Source organism: Gallaecimonas mangrovi (assembly GCF_003367375.1).
GTDB classification, from domain to species: Bacteria; Pseudomonadota; Gammaproteobacteria; order Enterobacterales; family Gallaecimonadaceae; genus Gallaecimonas; species Gallaecimonas mangrovi.
In genome coordinates, this window is the sequence record NZ_CP031416.1 from 2,221,430 (window position 1) to 2,237,029 (window position 15,600).

The 15,600-nt window shown below is 53.2% G+C and carries 16 protein-coding genes; 3 read left to right on the forward strand and 13 right to left on the reverse strand.

What is annotated here, in order from left to right:
• Positions 1-8: 8 nt before the first annotated feature.
• Both DW350_RS10650 and DW350_RS10655 read right to left on the reverse strand, forming a co-directional pair.
• Positions 9-281 carry a hypothetical protein gene (locus DW350_RS10650; protein ID WP_115718854.1) on the reverse strand — a complete coding sequence of 91 codons (273 nt, stop codon included), beginning with the start codon at positions 279-281 and terminating at the stop codon, positions 9-11.
• Positions 282-337: 56 nt separating this feature from the next.
• On the reverse strand, positions 338-757 hold the full coding sequence (locus DW350_RS10655) for a MarR family winged helix-turn-helix transcriptional regulator (protein WP_115718855.1): 420 nt from the start codon (positions 755-757) through the stop codon (positions 338-340).
• Positions 758-843: 86 nt separating this feature from the next.
• Between DW350_RS10655 and DW350_RS10660 the strand changes: the two genes are divergently transcribed.
• On the forward strand, positions 844-2,034 hold the full coding sequence (locus DW350_RS10660) for a multidrug effflux MFS transporter (protein ID WP_226911311.1): 1,191 nt from the start codon (positions 844-846) through the stop codon (positions 2,032-2,034).
• 24 nt (positions 2,035-2,058) lie between these two features.
• Here DW350_RS10660 and DW350_RS10665 read toward each other — a convergent pair whose 3' ends face one another.
• From DW350_RS10665 to DW350_RS10695, 7 genes are all read right to left on the reverse strand, one after another.
• Positions 2,059-3,171: an E22 family MetX-like putative esterase gene (locus DW350_RS10665; protein WP_115718856.1), complete on the reverse strand. Its 1,113-nt coding sequence runs from the start codon at positions 3,169-3,171 to the stop codon at positions 2,059-2,061.
• Positions 3,172-3,184: 13 nt separating this feature from the next.
• Complete coding sequence (locus tag DW350_RS10670) at positions 3,185-4,483, reverse strand: GntP family permease (RefSeq protein ID WP_115718857.1); 1,299 nt, start codon at positions 4,481-4,483, stop codon at positions 3,185-3,187.
• Positions 4,484-4,607: 124 nt separating this feature from the next.
• A complete protein-coding gene (locus DW350_RS10675; protein WP_115718858.1) occupies positions 4,608-5,348 on the reverse strand; it encodes a 3-hydroxybutyrate dehydrogenase in 741 nt (246 codons plus the stop codon).
• A gap of 2 nt (positions 5,349-5,350) precedes the next feature.
• A complete protein-coding gene (locus tag DW350_RS10680; RefSeq protein ID WP_115718859.1) occupies positions 5,351-6,007 on the reverse strand; it encodes a CoA transferase subunit B in 657 nt (218 codons plus the stop codon).
• Between the two features lie 3 nt (positions 6,008-6,010).
• Positions 6,011-6,703, reverse strand: coding sequence for a CoA transferase subunit A (locus DW350_RS10685; protein ID WP_115718860.1), 693 nt, complete (start codon positions 6,701-6,703; stop codon positions 6,011-6,013).
• 81 nt (positions 6,704-6,784) lie between these two features.
• Positions 6,785-7,750: a protease SohB gene (sohB, locus tag DW350_RS10690; protein ID WP_115720614.1), complete on the reverse strand. Its 966-nt coding sequence runs from the start codon at positions 7,748-7,750 to the stop codon at positions 6,785-6,787.
• A 111-nt stretch (positions 7,751-7,861) separates the two neighbouring features.
• Positions 7,862-10,330, reverse strand: a complete 2,469-nt coding sequence (locus DW350_RS10695; RefSeq protein WP_115718861.1) for a VolA/Pla-1 family phospholipase — start codon at positions 10,328-10,330, stop codon at positions 7,862-7,864.
• 167 nt (positions 10,331-10,497) lie between these two features.
• On the opposite strand from DW350_RS10695, the gene DW350_RS10700 reads away from it, so the two are divergent.
• Positions 10,498-11,241 carry a YciK family oxidoreductase gene (locus DW350_RS10700; RefSeq protein ID WP_115718862.1) on the forward strand — a complete coding sequence of 248 codons (744 nt, stop codon included), beginning with the start codon at positions 10,498-10,500 and terminating at the stop codon, positions 11,239-11,241.
• 12 nt (positions 11,242-11,253) lie between these two features.
• On the opposite strand, the gene DW350_RS10705 is transcribed toward DW350_RS10700, so the two are convergent.
• Positions 11,254-12,258 carry a carbohydrate kinase family protein gene (locus DW350_RS10705; RefSeq protein ID WP_115718863.1) on the reverse strand — a complete coding sequence of 335 codons (1,005 nt, stop codon included), beginning with the start codon at positions 12,256-12,258 and terminating at the stop codon, positions 11,254-11,256.
• A 103-nt stretch (positions 12,259-12,361) separates the two neighbouring features.
• Between DW350_RS10705 and DW350_RS10710 the strand changes: the two genes are divergently transcribed.
• Positions 12,362-13,504 carry a 3-phenylpropionate MFS transporter gene (locus DW350_RS10710; protein WP_115718864.1) on the forward strand — a complete coding sequence of 381 codons (1,143 nt, stop codon included), beginning with the start codon at positions 12,362-12,364 and terminating at the stop codon, positions 13,502-13,504.
• Between the two features lie 27 nt (positions 13,505-13,531).
• Here DW350_RS10710 and tesB read toward each other — a convergent pair whose 3' ends face one another.
• The 3 genes from tesB to DW350_RS10725 all read right to left on the reverse strand — a co-directional run bounded on the left by tesB (position 13,532) and on the right by DW350_RS10725 (position 15,591).
• Positions 13,532-14,404, reverse strand: coding sequence for an acyl-CoA thioesterase II (gene tesB, locus DW350_RS10715; RefSeq protein WP_115718865.1), 873 nt, complete (start codon positions 14,402-14,404; stop codon positions 13,532-13,534).
• A 10-nt stretch (positions 14,405-14,414) separates the two neighbouring features.
• Positions 14,415-15,059, reverse strand: a complete 645-nt coding sequence (locus tag DW350_RS10720; protein WP_115718866.1) for an MBL fold metallo-hydrolase — start codon at positions 15,057-15,059, stop codon at positions 14,415-14,417.
• Positions 15,060-15,129: 70 nt separating this feature from the next.
• The gene (locus DW350_RS10725) at positions 15,130-15,591 is read right to left on the reverse strand and encodes a hypothetical protein (protein WP_115718867.1); all 462 of its coding nucleotides are present in this window, start codon (positions 15,589-15,591) and stop codon (positions 15,130-15,132) included.
• Positions 15,592-15,600 lie beyond the last annotated feature (9 nt).

Here is a 15,600-nt window from a genome sequence, read left to right on the forward strand (position 1 = left end):
CGCCTTGTCTATGCTTGGTCATCCATCCAGGGCATCTCGGGCAACAGCGCCAGATGCTCGGCGTAACGTTGGTGGTTAAAAGGCTGGCCATGCTCGACAACATCAATGATTTCCAGCGACAAGGCGCAGGCGATGTGCTCAATGGCTTCGTCCCTGTCCATGCCTTTCATCGTTAATCGAAGCAAGGTTTCCTTGACCTTAACCGGTTCATTATCAGCCAGTTGATTCTCAACAATTTCAATAAGTTCTTCTTGGTCGAATGGCTGTTCTTGCTGGGTCATAAGGCATCACAAATGGGTAAGTGAACGCCTATGATGCGCGATAGCGTAAATGCACGCTAGCGGTTGCGGCATTTTTCTAATAGTGCCACTAAGGCGGCTTTGTCATTACTCTCTAAAGGACTAAACACCTGCCGGTAAGCATCGGCCCTGGCCTTTTTCACTTTCGCCAGAAGCTGCTTGCCGTCAGCAGATAGCGCCAGTATTTGCCGACGGCCATCGTTTGGGTCTGTATGGCGGGTTACCCAGCCTTGAGCCACGAGCGCAGCAAGATGGCGGGTCACGGTGGCCTTGTCACGCCCCGCAACAGTGCCAAGCTGGCGGGCACAACTGCCAGGGCGATCACTTATCAAGACCAATAGCTGGCTTTGCGGGCCGGAAAGATGAATAGATGCTTGAGACAGATAATGGTGAATATGCTGGCGCAGGGCATTATTGATAGCGCCCAGCGCAATTTCTAAAGAGGGACTGTTTTGCATGGTAACCCATCTGTTAAAATGGTTGATTACCTCAACTATCTTAAAGAAGCACCGGTGCTGTCAATCAGCGCCAAAAGGACAAGCATTTGAGTAACCAGCAAACCCATTCACACCCTAATTTAACCTTCGCCGTGTTGCTGGCGATGACCATGGCACTTGGACCACTGGCGCTCGACACCTACTTGCCGGCGTTTCCTGCGATGGCCCATGACTTGGCCACCAGTGTCGGCCAAGTGTCACTAAGCATTTCCACTTATGTGTTTGTGCTGGCATTCGGCCAACTGGTAGCGGGCCCCCTTTCCGACCGTTTTGGCCGCGCCGCCATCATGCTATTGGGTTTGGTTATTTTTGCCATTGCCAGCGGCTTATTAAGCACGGTGCAATCGGTCCCCATGCTATTGGCACTGCGAGCAGTGCAGGCTTTTGGCGGCGGCTGGGCTCTGGTTTGCGTTCCCGCCTTGGTGCGTGACCGGCTACATGGCCGGGAAGCGGCCAAGTTTTTTAGCCTTATAGGCCTTATTATGGTGGTTGCGCCGGCTCTGGCCCCCAGCTTGGGTAGTGCGCTGCTGGTACACTTCTCTTGGCCGAGCATTTTCGTCTTTCTATGCGCCTATGCGGTGATGATGGTCGTGCTACTAAAAAGCCTGGTGTTTGTGAACGGTTTTGGTAACGCCAAACCTCACCAGCCCGCCACCAATGTCTGGAAGCGTTACCGCGCGGTGTTTTCAGTGCGCCCTGCCCTTCGCTATATGTGCATTCAGGCCCTGGCCTTTTCGGTGATGATGCTTTTTATCACCCATGCCTCTTTTATCTATCAGCAACACTTTAACGCCACTCCCAGTGAATTTGCTTTGCTGTTTGGCGCCAATATTGTGGTGATGCTGGTGATGAACCTGACCAACCGTAAGTTGCTGAACCATTTTCATGCCCACCAGATATTGAAATTTAGCCTTAGCTTGCAAGGCTTAGGGATTGTGTTGTTGCTATTGGTCATGGTGTTTAAACCCTCGCTCTGGCTGTTTTTACCAGCCATGATGCTGACAGTCGGTGCCATGGGGGCTATTACGCCCAACCTGCAAGCCTGCTTTATGGAATTTTTCACCGAAAATAGCGGCACCGCCGCGGCGGTATTGGGCGCTTTGCAGTTTCTTTTTGCCGGGTTAGTGTCTGCCGCATCATCGCTTTTGCCAGAGAAGGTGATTGCCATCGTGTTGGCGCAGGGTATTTGTTCGTTATTGTGTTTATTGCTCATTTGGCAGCGACAGTCACAGCATTAAAAAAGGCGGCTAAGGCCGCCTTTTTTAATCGAGAAAGGCTTTGATTAATTCACTTTCAGAGGCAATAGAGGCGATGCCATCCAGGTGCCCCCAACAACCGTCAACCTCTTGATAATGGGTTAGTTTGTCGGCAGCGGCTAATTGCTCGTAGCACTGCCTGGCCAGATAAGGCATCAACAAGCGGTCATGCCTTGCAGGCAGAAACAGCGTTTTCGCCCGAAGCTTTTCGAGGTTTTCAGCCAAGGTGCCTTCAAAACCGGCCAAGAAATTCTGCGAAGCCCTTACCAAATACAAAATGCTATTAGCATCAACAAATTCGGCTTTGGCCGTCATGGTGGCCAGAAGCTGGTCTACACACTGATGGCGGGCACGAATATCTTGCCTTGGCGCTGCCTCGCTGGGCGGCGCATAAAGGCGATTAAAGCTGCTGGGATAGGTTGCGTCATAAAAAATAGACGCCATGGCCCTGGCAATACCGGCAAGAGGCTGACCGTCGTCGTAATAGTGACCATCCTGCCAGGCCGGGTCGCTTTTTACTCCGTCACTCCAGCGCTCAAGGCCACAGACCGTCCAGGCATCAAGCTGGCCAGCACCAATCACACTTATCATCCGGGAAACCCAGTCAGGGTATCGCACCGCCCATTCAAGGGCCTGAAATGCACCGGATGAGGGCCCAGCAACCGCGTGCAAATGGCCAATACCCAAGCTTTCCAGCAGCGCTTTTTGCACATTAACCAAATCGCCAATGGCATAGACCGGAAAATCCAGCCCGTAAGGTTTTGCCGTTGCCGGGTTAATTGATGCGGGCCCGGTAGTAACAACATCGGGGCTAAAGGGCTGCAAGTTGCAAAGGCTATCCATACTGAGCACGTAAAAACGGTCAGTGTCGATGGCTTTACCCGGCCCGATAATGCTATCCCAATAGCCCGCTTCGGCATCGCTTTGGCGATAACGGCCAGCTGCGTGAGAATTGCCGGAAAAATGGTGGGTTATCAGTACTGCATTGGATTTATCGGCATTGAGCTGGCCGTAGGCCTCCCAGCCCAGCGCTACTTGGGGTAATACAGCCCCGTTGACGAGGCTGAAATTGGCGGTCGTAAACCGCTGTTTTTGCACCCAAGGTAGCGCCTTCGTCATATTTAGCTCCGCGTTAGAACCAATTAAATAGGGCGATAGCCAACATCACGCCCAGCACCGGCACCACCACTGTGAGCGCCGCTAATGGCCAGTAAGCATCTTGATGGCGCTCACCGCAAATCGCCCTGATGGTGGTCACCACGTAGCCATTATGCGGCAGAGAGTCCAAAGCCCCTGAGGAAATAGCCACCACCCGGTGCAGTGCGCTTGGGTCTACCCCTAACTGCAAGTAATGGGGGGCAATAGCCGGTAAGGCAATCGCCTGACCGCCTGACGCCGACCCCGTTAACCCAGCAATGGCAGAGACCGCCACCGAAGCGCCAATTAATTCGTTGCCGGGCAGCGATGTCATGGCATCAACCACCATCTGGAAGGCGGGTGATAGTTTGGCAACGGCGCCAAACCCCACCACGGCAGCGGTATTACCAATGGCCACCAAAGCGCCGGTAGCCGCCAGCGACATGGCCTGTTGCTGGTTACGAAAATGCTTAAAGTTAACCAGCCATAAGGTACCCACACCACCGGCCAGGGCCACGATAAGCGCAGCTTGCGCCAGACTGTTATGCAGCCAATAAGACAGCGCCAATACCACCAGCAACGGCAAAATGCCGGTCCAGGCAGCGGGCAACTCGCGCTCGTCTAGCTGTACGTCCCCTTCCCTTTCTTCAAAGTGTTCGCCTCTAGCAATGGCTTTTTTCAGCATGTGATGAAGCCACCAGTAGCCAAGGCCCATCATAAAGACGGCAACCACCAACGACACCTGCCAACCAGCATAAGGGCTGGTATGCAGGTACTTAATGGGGATCCAGTTTTGAATTTCAGGCGAGCCCGCCGAGGTCATGGTGAAGGTAACGGAGCCAAATGCCAGCGCCGCCGGAATAAAGCGCCGGGGTAAATTTGCATCCTTAAACAGCGACAGCGCCACCGGATACACCGAAAAAGCTGCCACAAACAGCGATACGCCGCCGTAAGTGAGTACCGCACAAGCCAAAACCACGGCTAACGCGGCGTGCTTGGGGCCAAGCTTGTTAATAATGGCCCTGGCGACACTTTCCGCGGCGCCGGTGTCTTCCATGAATTTGCCGAACATCGAGCCGAGCAAAAACATTAAAAACCAGGCTGAAACAAAGCCACCAAAGCCATTCATGTAGCCAGTGACAAAGTCGTGTTGGCCACCGTGCCAGAACGGCACACCGCCGGTGAACGCCACCAACAAGGCGCAAAGCGGTGCACTAAGAAAAAGGTTCATTCCCCGCATAGTAAGCCAGATGAGTCCCCCAAGACCCACCAGTAAGCCAATCAAACTGAGCATAAGTTCTTCCCTGCTGTGATTATTTTGTAAACACAGATTGCCCATTGTGGTAGGGGCTGGCTATCCGACTTAAGTCCTATCGGCAGAAAAAAGGCCGGTGGTACCGGCCTTTGCAAAAATGGCGTTATCGGGCGGTCCAGCCGCCGTCGAGCACCAGGGTTTGAGCGGTGATATTGCGGGCAATGGCCGTGGTTAGAAACTCAGCCGTACCGGCGATTTCTTCAAGGCTAATAAAGGATTTTTTGGCCATCGGCGCCAAAAAGATCTCTTTAACCACTTGCTCTTCGGTCATGTTGTTTTCCCGGGCTTGGTCGGCAATTTGTTTGTCGACCAGCGGGGTTTTAACGTAAGCCGGGCAGATGGTGTTAACAGTGATATCGGCCTCACCCAGCTCCAGCGCCAGGGTTTTGGCAAACCCGAGCAACCCGTGCTTTGCCGAGACATAGGCAGATTTATAAGGCGATGCCACCAACGAATGGATAGAACCAATATTGATGATGCGGCCAAAGTTTTGCTCGCGCATGGTGGGTAAAAACGCCTTGGTCATCACCATTGGGCCCACCAGCATAATATCAATCAATTGCCGCCACTTCTCGGCGGGGAATTCCTCTAGACGGGCAACATGTTGAATACCGGCGTTATTAATAAGCACATCAATGCCACCAAGCTCTTTGGCCAAAGACTCGGCACCAGGGCTGTCGGTGACATTAATAGCCACACCCCTGGCATTATCGAGCTTGGTTGCGGCCTCTGCCGCCTTGGCGCCGTCAAGGTCGGCCAAAATAACCTGATGCCCTGCTTTGGAAAAATGCTCGCCGATACCAAAACCGATGCCTGAGGCACCACCCGTTACCAGCACTTTCATAATCAAACCTCCATTTCGGGAACATCGTCGGCGGCAATAAGCTCACCGGCGGTTTTGTCGCGGATCTCCTGTACGCTAACCCCAGGTGCCCTTTCTTTTAATACGAAGGCGCTGTTTTCAATTTCAAAATACCCCAAGTCGGTCAGTACCTTTTTGATGCAGCCAGCACCGGTCAAAGGCAGTTCGCACTGAGGCAGTAATTTAGAGTTGCCGTGTTTGTCGGCGTGCATCATGGTGACGATGATGTTGTCGGCACCGGCCACTAAATCCATGGCGCCGCCCATGCCTTTGACCAACTTGCCAGGGATCATCCAACTGGCAATATTGCCGTGAATGTCCACCTCAAAGGCACCCAGCACCGTTAAGTCAACATGGCCGCCACGGATCATGGCAAAAGATTCTGCGGAGCTGAAAAAGCTCGCCCCTTTGGTGGCAGTAACGGTTTGCTTGCCGGCGTTAATCAGGTCCGGGTCAACCTTGTCTTCGGTTGGAAAAGCGCCCATTCCCAACAGGCCATTTTCCGATTGCAACATCACGTCAATACCATCAGGGATGTAATTGGCCACCAGGGTTGGGATGCCGATACCGAGGTTAACGTAGTAGCCGTCTTTTAATTCCTTGGCGACACGGGCCGCCATTTGTTCGCGAGACAGTGCCATGGCTTAGCTCCTTACGGTCCGTTGCTCGATGCGTTTTTCAAACTGGCCTTTAATCACCCGGTCAACATAAATACCGGGGGTATGAATAAACTCAGGGTCCAGCTCGTCAACAATCTCCTCGGCTTCGACCACGGTAATGGTGCCAGCGGTAGCCATCATTGGATTAAAGTTCATGGCCGTTTTGCGGTAGGTCACATTGCCGAAACGGTCGGCCTGATAGGCCCGCACCAAGGAAAAGTCTGCCTTCAAGCAAGGCTCAAGCACGTAATGCTTGCCATCAATTTCGCGGGTTTCTTTACCGTCGGCAACGGGCGTGCCGTAGCCGGTCGCGGTAAAAAAGGCAGGAATACCGGCACCGCCAGCACGAATTTTTTCGGCTAAGGTGCCTTGGGGAGTCAGCTCCACTTCCAGCTCGCCAGAGAGCATTTGGCGCATGAATTCGGCGTTTTCACCAACGTAGGAGGCGACCATTTTTTTGATTTGCTTGGTCTGTAGCAGCAAGCCCAGCCCGAAATCATCAACACCGGCATTGTTCGAAATGCAGGTCAGGCCGGTAACACCGGTATCGCGCATGGCATGGATAAGGCCTTCGGGGATACCGCAAAGGCCAAAGCCGCCTACCATGACTGTCATATCGTTTTGAATACCCGCCAGGGCCTCGTCGTAACTAGCAACTATCTTGTTAAACCCAGACATCACAGTCTCCTTATGAAACTTGGGTCATGCTAGCGCCGGCCCGTTGGCGGGCGCCAGCCTACTTTAGTGTAAGGCGCACGCTTAAACTCCTAACCGCGCCAGTGCACTGCGAAATGCCAAACCGAACTTTTCGCCCAACTTGCGTTTGAGCTGATACTTCACTGAAAGGATGCGATGACTGCCAAGCTTGCCGGTCAGATAAGCATCGGATGTCGCGATCTCGTCAATCAGGCCTTTTTCCAGGGCATCAACCCCCAGCCAGACTTCGCCAGTAGCCACGGCATCAACGTCCAGCGCTGGCCGATACTGGCCAACATGGCGACGAAAATGCCCGTGGATAACATTAAGATCGGCCACAAACTTCTCACGCCCCTCTTCGGTGTTTTCCCCCAACATCGACAAGGTGCGCTTAAACTTCCCTGCTGTGTGCTGCTCGTAGTCTATGTCGTGCTTTTTCAGCACTTTATGAAGGTTTGGGATACCGGCAATAACACCAATAGACCCCAACATGGCAAAAGGCGCCGCCATAATGCGATCGCCCACACAAGCCATCATGTACCCGCCGCTGGCAGCCACTTTGTCCACCGCAATGGTGAGCGGCACGCCAGCATCACGCACACGAGCCAACTGCGAGGCTGCCAAGCCATAACCATGGACCACACCGCCGGGAGATTCCAGCCGCAGCAGCACTTCGTCTTGCGGTTTTGCGACAGCTAGTACCGCGGTTACCTCTTCACGCAGTGCTTCGACTTCGTGGGCATCCATAGAGCCCTGAAAATCCAGTACAAACAGGTTAGCCTTACCGTCATCTTTCTCTTTTTTCGCCGCTTTTTCCCGTGCTTTAAGGGCTTTTTTGTCCAGCACTTCGGCTTCCAGGCGGTGGCCAAAACTCTTCAGGCGTTGACCTAAATCCGATACGGTCAGCTCACCTTTTTGACGCTGTTTTTTCATTGATAAGGCAGCGACCACAACCAACAACACTATGATGGCGATAACCAGGGTCAGGGTTTTAGCCAGAAACAGGCCGTACTCATTCAAAAAGTCCAAATCCACTACTCCGTGACTTCCAACGCATTGAGTGTAAAACAAAACTAAAAATATATTGTAAAACAAAACACCCGGCCAGAGGGCCGGGTGTTAAACAGTTTAAGGTAACGATCAGTTGCTGCTGTCAGCCAGCACCGAACTGTTGCTCACCAAGATGGTGAGGCCTTCGCTTGCCAGGAAGCTGGCCACCTGAGACTGCATTTCGGTAGTGACATCCGAGTCGGAGGATGGATCCAACAAGGAGGTATGGGCACCGGCATTAAAGTGGCTCACACCGCTTACCTGGGTGGTGCCGTCGCTGCTGGTAACCGTCGCAGTGATATTGGCAAGACCAATGGTATCAACCAGCGGGTCGGTACCTGACAGCGGGTAACCATAGCTGGCATTGCTGTTAGGAATAACCTGGTCGTCGCTACCATCGGTGCCGTCGCCCACCACTTCGTGGATCAACAAGCCCGGGGTGTTATCCGCCAAGGTTGATCCATAGGCAATGGGGTCAGCCGAGTCGATAACGGTTTGCGCCACAAACAGAAACTCTGGCAAGAAGGAGCTGTAAACGGTATTGACCAAGGTGTCATAACCGGTATCGCCCTCTTCCAGGCCCGAGGTATTCGCTGCCGCCAGTGCGGTTTGGAAGCTAGAGGAAGCAATCAAACCTTCTTTCACGGTGTCGGCAAAGCTTGGTGAGAAGGCAAATACACCGGCCAAACCGGCTCCCGGTACTGACAGTGCGGCGGTATTGAAGCTGAAGTAGCTTGAATAGTCGGTGTCTGTGCTGGGGTCAACAGTGGCAGTGTTGCCTACCGCTACCGCTTCAGAGCCGATAATGGAACCCAATGACAAGCCAAGGTAGCTAACGTCAGTACCATCTAAAAGGTTAGTGCTATCGGTCGCTTGCGTGCTCACAGTGCCGGTGGCAGCAGCGGTTTCGGCAGCGATGGTGGGGGCCGCCAGCGCGGCGCGCAGCGACAGTTCATCAGCGACACTTTCGCGCAGGTTGTCACGCACGGTGCCAAGGCTCGCTAGGTTCACGTATAGACCAACGTTATCACCGGCGTTGATATCTTCGGTGCCGTCACCGTCGGTATCGATACCGCGCGTGCCATGCAGCGGCAGGTCGATGGCAATCATCGCTTGGCCATTAAGGGCCAAGGTACCAGCGATAGCCAGGCCGGTTTCTTTATAGGAGGTAATACCATGCCCATAAATAACCGTCGGCCAGCCATAAGTGCCTTTGGCAATAGAGGTGTCATACCCCAGGGCGGTGCGCAGGGTATTAACAGTGCTGGTAATAGGTACCGTTACTAACACGTCAATGGTTTTTAACGAGCGTACGGTCGGTACCGGGTTGTACTTGGTGATGAATTTATAAGGGTCGACATCATCGCCGTCGTCATTGGTGAAAGTTGCACCAATCAGCAGGCTGTTGTCGGACAGCGCTGCGGTCGGGTCGATACCTTGCGCCGCCGCTTGAGTAGCGTAATTGCTTTGGCTAAGGGTACCGTCTTGCAGTGCCAGCAATACCGCTGCCGGGCTATCGCCAGAAGCTATCCAGCGTGAAGACAGCGCATCACAACCGCTTAAATCGGTATCAGAAAGAACGCAGCTGCCATCGCTAATATCAGACGAAGTCGGTTTATCCAAAAAGTACGGCAGGGTCAGGGTGGCTGAGTACACTTCGGCGCCACTGGCCAACTGGCCGGCCGTGGTAGAGGTATCAAGCCCCAAAGCATCTGCGGCGGTGTAACCGGTGTCGGTTAGGGATGACAGCGTCAAATTGCCCGCACTGAGGGCGTTCATCAACACCAGCTTGGTGTAGTTGAGGGTGTCAGAGGTGCTTTCGGTGGTAAAGAGACCCGAATAGGTGACAGAGTCTTTATCAACGCCGGCAGTGGACAGTACGCTCTCATAGGAGTTGATAGCCGTTTGTACAGCCAATTGCGAGGCTTCGCTCAACGGCTCGGTGCTAACATCCTGGCTAAGCAGGCTGTAAGTGGCAGAGCCTTGCACCGAGCGACCTTCGGAGTCTTGAATCAAGGTGGTGGTAGCAACGACATAAGCCGCTTTGGCGTCCAAAGGCTTAAGCGGCGTAACCACGATGCTGTCGCCAGACACGGCGGTGGTAAAATCGGTACCGTAAGTCAGTGTGGATTCCAGCGTACAGGCATCGATAGTGGATGCATCGGCGCAGCTGTCATCGTCACCGCCTTTGGTAACCTTCAACAGCACCACTGCTCCGGCTTGCTGCACGGAAGCAGAGTCTAAGGTTACCCCGTCAGGCAAGCTGACATCGATGGTAAAAGGTGTGCTGACAGACCAGCCATCAAGGCTAGACAGCACCGCTTCTGGGTCGTAAGGACTGGATTCATCGGCAACGTCCGGTACGTTCAAGGTGCCGTCAGTAGTGCCATCCAAGAGCAGATCATTCGGAATGGGCAGATCGCCATTGGAAGGATCGTAAACGATTCGAGCTGCTGCAATGCTGGTGTCGGTTCCGGGTGTGTCACTGTGTGAATCATCGCCACAGGCGGTTAAACACAGTGCTGCCAACACAGCGATGCTGACAATTTTCTTCTCCATGATATTCCCCGTTAAATGGTTGTTTTGTTTTAGTGACCATCCGGCCTTTAAATTACGCACTGGTCCGACTTTTTACAAATCTTTCCATAAAAAATATCGTTAGTTGAAAATTTTGGCCTCATTATGGTCTGAGGTAAACTGGCCGCAGATTTTGCACGGGAATGGATATGCTTGACTACATAGCCCCTGAAAATTTTTTAAAAGATCGCGTAATACTGGTAACCGGGGCCAGTGCTGGAATAGGCAGAGAAGCCGCGATCAATTACGCAAAATACGGTGCCACTGTCATTTTGTTGGGTCGAAATGTGAAGATGCTCGAAGAGATTTATGACGTAATCGAGCAAAAAGGTTGGCCACAACCGGCCATCATTCCCTTGGATATGACCGGCGCAACCGACCAACATTATCGTGACATGGCAGTAACCATTGAAAATCAGTTCGGCCATTTAGACGGCGTGCTGATGAACGCCGGTGAGCTTGGGGAGTTAACGCCCTTTGAGCAAATTGACGATGAAACCTGGGACAAGGTGATGCTGGTGAATGTGGATGCCACCTTCCGCATGACCCGCGCCCTGCTGCCGCTGTTAAAAGACGCTGACGATGGCCGCCTGATATTTACCAGCTCCGGCGTGGGTAAAAAAGGCCGCGCCTATTGGGGCGCTTATGCAGTGTCGAAATTTGCCACAGAAGGCATGATGCAAGTGCTGGCTGATGAAAACAGTAAAGGCCCATTACGGGTTAACTGTATTAACCCTGGCGGCACCCGCACAGCAATGCGTGCCAAGGCGTTTCCGGCCGAAGATCCTATGACCTTAAAAACGCCTGCCGATTTAATGCCGGTCTATTTGTATTTAATGGGGCCAGACAGTAAAGACACCAATGGCCAAAGCATCGATGCTCAGCCCAAATAAAAAAGCCCGGCATCAGCCGGGTTTTTTATTACTCAACCAGGGGCTTTGGGTAATAAGGCGCTGGTCACTTGCCAGTTGCTCTGCCAGCATCTTGGCATCTAGCAGCTGATTTTTAGCGCCTTTAAAAGCCAATACCGATTCAGCATTGAGCATGCCCATTTGCACCGCGTCACTCAGCGGCCGCTCTTTGATTAAAGCCGCCACAAAACCACTGGCAAAGGCATCCCCTGCCCCGGTGGTTTCAACAATGGCCAACTGCGCTGCCGGTTTGGCCTCAACACACAGCTTACCGTCAGTTGCCACAACACCGGCAGCGCCGTCGGTAATAGCTACCACCCGAATGCCCAGCCGCGCCGCCAAGGCGGCCAACAGCGCCTTCATTGCGTGATGTTCGTGAATGTCCCAGCCCAATAACATGGCACTTTCTTCTTTGTTAAGGACTAACACCTCAAGCTTTTGAAGAATAGGCAGTAACGCCTCAGCGCCTTGTTTGGCTAAATAACTGGAAGGGTTAAAAGCAACCTTTGCCGAGGTAGTGGCCACCAAGGCCGCCAGCGTTTGCAGGCTTTGTCCCAACATCGCCGAGCAATAAAGCCAGCGGCTAGCAGGTAGTGTTGCCTCTGTTAGCGACAGCTCGTCATTGGCGCCTTTAAACGCAAGAATGGTTCTATCGTCTTCAATAGAGTCCAAGATCACCGACAAGCCGGTTTTACCCCCTACTGCCCCCACAAAATCAATGCCGTCAGACGTCAGTGCAGCCAGTACTTGTTGGCCCTGGGCATCACTGCCAATTTTGCCCATAAAGGCCGTTTTAAGCCCCAGGCGAGCAAAGGCAACGGCGGTATTGGTGCCACCACCGCCAACGGTAATGTTTAAATCTTGGATAAGCATTTTGCTACCCAACGGATAGGCAATCAGCTTTTCCGATGAATGGCGGCTTTTGATTTCCACCAGTTCAGAATCGGTGTCTGCAAATAAATCGACCGTTGCCGAGCCGATAGTCACCACGTCATACATACCCACCTCCCCCCTCTCAGCGTGGCATGCCTTGCGCATTCTCGCCTTGACCAGGCAGCCAAGCCGCGCCAAGATCGGCGCCCTGCTTTTCAAGGATAGTCCTATGACCCTCAGCCCAACCCGCTGGTTATCTCTGTTTTATATACACTTTTTTCTTGGGTGGGGGATCTATTTGCCGTTTTGGTCACTGTGGCTTAAAGGCCAGTCACTGACACCGGCAATGATTGGCATTTTGCTTGGCGTGGCGCAAGGCACCCGCGCCATGGGCTCGTTATTCATCACCACCCGTATCAAACGCTCGGAACAGCTCATTCCAGCGAGCCGTTTGCTGGCGCTGGCCACCCTGTTTGTATTTGCCGGTTTTGTACTGCCGCAGAGCCTGCCACTGCTATTGGCACTGACGCTAGTGGGCTCACTGGTGTATTCACCGCTGATGCCCATTTCTGATGCCATGGCGACCCGGATGGTGGCGCAAATCGGCATGGATTACGGCAAAGTCAGGTTGTGGGGCTCTGTTGCCTTCGTTGTTATGTCAACGCTGATGGGGTATCTCACCAATTTATGGGGGAGCCAAGCGGTACTGTGGGGATTGTTGGCAACACAGCTAATGCTCTTTGTTGGCACCCTACCGAAGATGTCGGTCACCCTGACTGACGGGCCTAAAGCCAAGACCAGTACCCCATGGCTGACACTGTTAAAGATACCGATGCTGCGGCGTTTTATCGCTACCAATATGGCCATTCAAGGCAGCCATGCCGCCTATTACGGCTTTTCTGCCATTTACTGGCAATCTCTTGGCATTAAAGCCAGCACCATTGGCTTTTTATGGAGTTGGGGCGTGGTGGTGGAAGTGGCGGTGTTTTATTTTGCCAAACGGCTGTTTGCTAATAAAAGCGCGGCCTGGCTATTAACTATTGCCGCTACCGCCGTGATGGTGCGTTGGACCGGCACCGCTTTTGCCCATTCACTTTGGCAGCTCTGGCTGCTGCAAACCCTGCATGGACTTACCTTCACCACCGCCCATTTAGGCGCTATTACCTATATCAGTAAAGAATTGCCCCGCCACCATAGCGTCGGTACCCAGGCGCTGTATTCGGCAATGGCGTTGAGTTTATCGGTTGCCGCCATGATGCTGGTAACCGGGTGGTTGTTTGCCCCTATGGCCGGTTTGGTGTTCCTGGTAATGGCAGCCCTTGGCATACCCGCCCTGCTTCTGGCCCGTGGGGTTAAACCTATTCATGATTAAAAAAGGCGCCAATGGCGCCTTTTTTTATCAAACATGCTTTGGCCGGCGCTGGCGTATCAGGCCTTCTTGCTGCGTGGAGGCAACCAGGTGGCCACTACGGTCAAAAAACTGCCCCCGTACCAAACCTCTGCCGCCACTGGCGGTTGAGCTTTTCACCACATAGAGTAACCAGTCATCCATGCGAAATTCGCGGTGAAACCACATGGCATGGTCAATAGAAGCCACTTGCAGGGTAGGCTCCATATAGCTGCGACCATGGGGCTGGAGTGAGGTTGGCAGGAAATTAAAATCCGAGGCGTAGGCCAGTAGATACTGATGAATGCGCGGATCGTCCGGCATCATACCGTTGGCTTTTAACCACACATAACGTACCGGCTCGGCCACTTCTGGCGCCGTTGGGTCATGAAAGACCACTGGCCGCATTTCAATGGGCATTTCGGTTAAGAAATTATCAATGATTTTCTTAGGCAGGCGCTCCGCCAAGGGTTCAGCCAGTTCACGCTCGCTTTTCAAACCGTCAGGCCCTGGCACCGCTGGCATTTCATCCTGATGCTCAAAACCGTCTTCCGGCACCTGAAAAGACGCCGTCAATTCAAAGATGGGCCGCCCGTGCTGCACTGCCTTGACCCGGCGGGTTGAAAAGGTACCGCCATCACGCAGGTTTTCCACCAAATACACCACTGGGTGTTTGGCATCACCGGCTTCGAGGAAATAGGCGTGCAGGGAATGGCCACTGCGGTTTGCCTCTACCGTTGCTTGCGCGGCACTCATGGCCTGGCCTAACACCTGACCACCAAACAGTGCCGGAAAACCTAAATCCTGGCTCTGGCCCCGGAAAATGCCTTTTTCCACAGGCTCGAGCTCCAACAGCGACAGAAGCTCATTTAATACAGGTGACATAGTTCAATCCTCAGCCAAAACGGCTATCGGCCACAAAAGGGTTATGTTTACGCTCATCACCAATCACCGACATGGGGCCGTGACCGGGTACAAAACGGACATCATCGCCCAAGGCAAAAACCTTACTGCGAATCGCATTAATTAATTGCTGATGGTCGCCGCGGGGAAAGTCGGTGCGGCCAATAGAGCCTTTAAAGAGCACATCTCCAACCTGCGCCCAACGCGCTTGCTTATTAAAAAAAATCACATGCCCCGGCGTATGCCCAGGGCAATGCAGTACCGAAAATTGCGTATTGCCCAAACGCAAGACATCGCCGTCAGCAAGATAACGGTCGACAGAAAAAGGCGTCGGTTCAGGAAATCGGAACATCTTGGCTTGGTCGTTTAACGCCGTTAGCCAGAAATTGTCGTCTTGGTGCGGGCCAACAATGGGCACCTCAAGCTGTTGCTTGAGCGCACCGGCGGCACCCACATGGTCAAGGTGGCCATGGGTCAGCCAAATCGCCCTGATGTTAAGTTCTGCCGCCTTGGCGGCGGCGAGTATTTTTTCCGGCTCGCCACCTGGGTCAATGACGGCCGCGTCGCGCGTTTTTGTGCACCAGACCAGCGTGCAGTTCTGTGCAAAAGGCGTGACGGGTATAACGTTAAAATCCATCACCGGTTTCCCTTTGTCTTTTTAAGCAATTGTCCATGGTACCCCGAGCAGCGGGGCCAAGTGCAAGCCTTTATGCCGCATCAGGCTGTGGCCGGACCGTTTCAATTTTTTTCAATAAGGTAACAGCGCGAGGCGCCACCCAGGTCGGTAAAACCACATCGACATTCATGACTTTACGGTCATACACCCGCCCTGGCCATTTTTCCCGGCCCTGCTCGGTTAAGCACAAACCAACCGAGGGAAACACATGATGGTACACCAGCCCCAGCGTTTCGATTTCCTGCCAGGAAAGATGCGCTTTGGAAAACCAGTAATGCAGGGTTAAACCGTCTTTATCCGCTGCCAAAAACATACAGCGTTTACTGAGCGCACTGGCAAAAAGCACCGCAAAACCGACAAAGAACCCGAGGATCCAAACGCCGTAGCCTTCACCAAGTTGCCAACGCCAACCGCCAATTAAAGCAAGTAACAGGCACAAGATAACCGCCAACAACACAATGCCTTTATTCGCCCCTCGGCTATAGTGACTCATAGGTCCTCC

Coding starts and splice junctions, on each gene's coding strand:
- DW350_RS10655 (WP_115718855.1), bottom strand. CDS start 757: ATGCAAAACAGTCCCTCTTTAGAAATTGCGCTGGGCGCTATCAATAAT.
- DW350_RS10665 (WP_115718856.1), bottom strand. CDS start 3,171: ATGACGAAGGCGCTACCTTGGGTGCAAAAACAGCGGTTTACGACCGCC.
- DW350_RS10670 (WP_115718857.1), bottom strand. CDS start 4,483: ATGCTCAGTTTGATTGGCTTACTGGTGGGTCTTGGGGGACTCATCTGG.
- DW350_RS10725 (WP_115718867.1), bottom strand. CDS start 15,591: ATGAGTCACTATAGCCGAGGGGCGAATAAAGGCATTGTGTTGTTGGCG.
- tesB (WP_115718865.1), bottom strand. CDS start 14,404: ATGTCACCTGTATTAAATGAGCTTCTGTCGCTGTTGGAGCTCGAGCCT.
- DW350_RS10675 (WP_115718858.1), bottom strand. CDS start 5,348: ATGAAAGTGCTGGTAACGGGTGGTGCCTCAGGCATCGGTTTTGGTATC.
- DW350_RS10685 (WP_115718860.1), bottom strand. CDS start 6,703: ATGTCTGGGTTTAACAAGATAGTTGCTAGTTACGACGAGGCCCTGGCG.
- DW350_RS10680 (WP_115718859.1), bottom strand. CDS start 6,007: ATGGCACTGTCTCGCGAACAAATGGCGGCCCGTGTCGCCAAGGAATTA.
- DW350_RS10710 (WP_115718864.1), top strand. CDS start 12,362: ATGACCCTCAGCCCAACCCGCTGGTTATCTCTGTTTTATATACACTTT.
- DW350_RS10700 (WP_115718862.1), top strand. CDS start 10,498: ATGCTTGACTACATAGCCCCTGAAAATTTTTTAAAAGATCGCGTAATA.
- DW350_RS10695 (WP_115718861.1), bottom strand. CDS start 10,330: ATGGAGAAGAAAATTGTCAGCATCGCTGTGTTGGCAGCACTGTGTTTA.
- DW350_RS10650 (WP_115718854.1), bottom strand. CDS start 281: ATGACCCAGCAAGAACAGCCATTCGACCAAGAAGAACTTATTGAAATT.
- DW350_RS10705 (WP_115718863.1), bottom strand. CDS start 12,258: ATGTATGACGTGGTGACTATCGGCTCGGCAACGGTCGATTTATTTGCA.
- DW350_RS10720 (WP_115718866.1), bottom strand. CDS start 15,059: ATGGATTTTAACGTTATACCCGTCACGCCTTTTGCACAGAACTGCACG.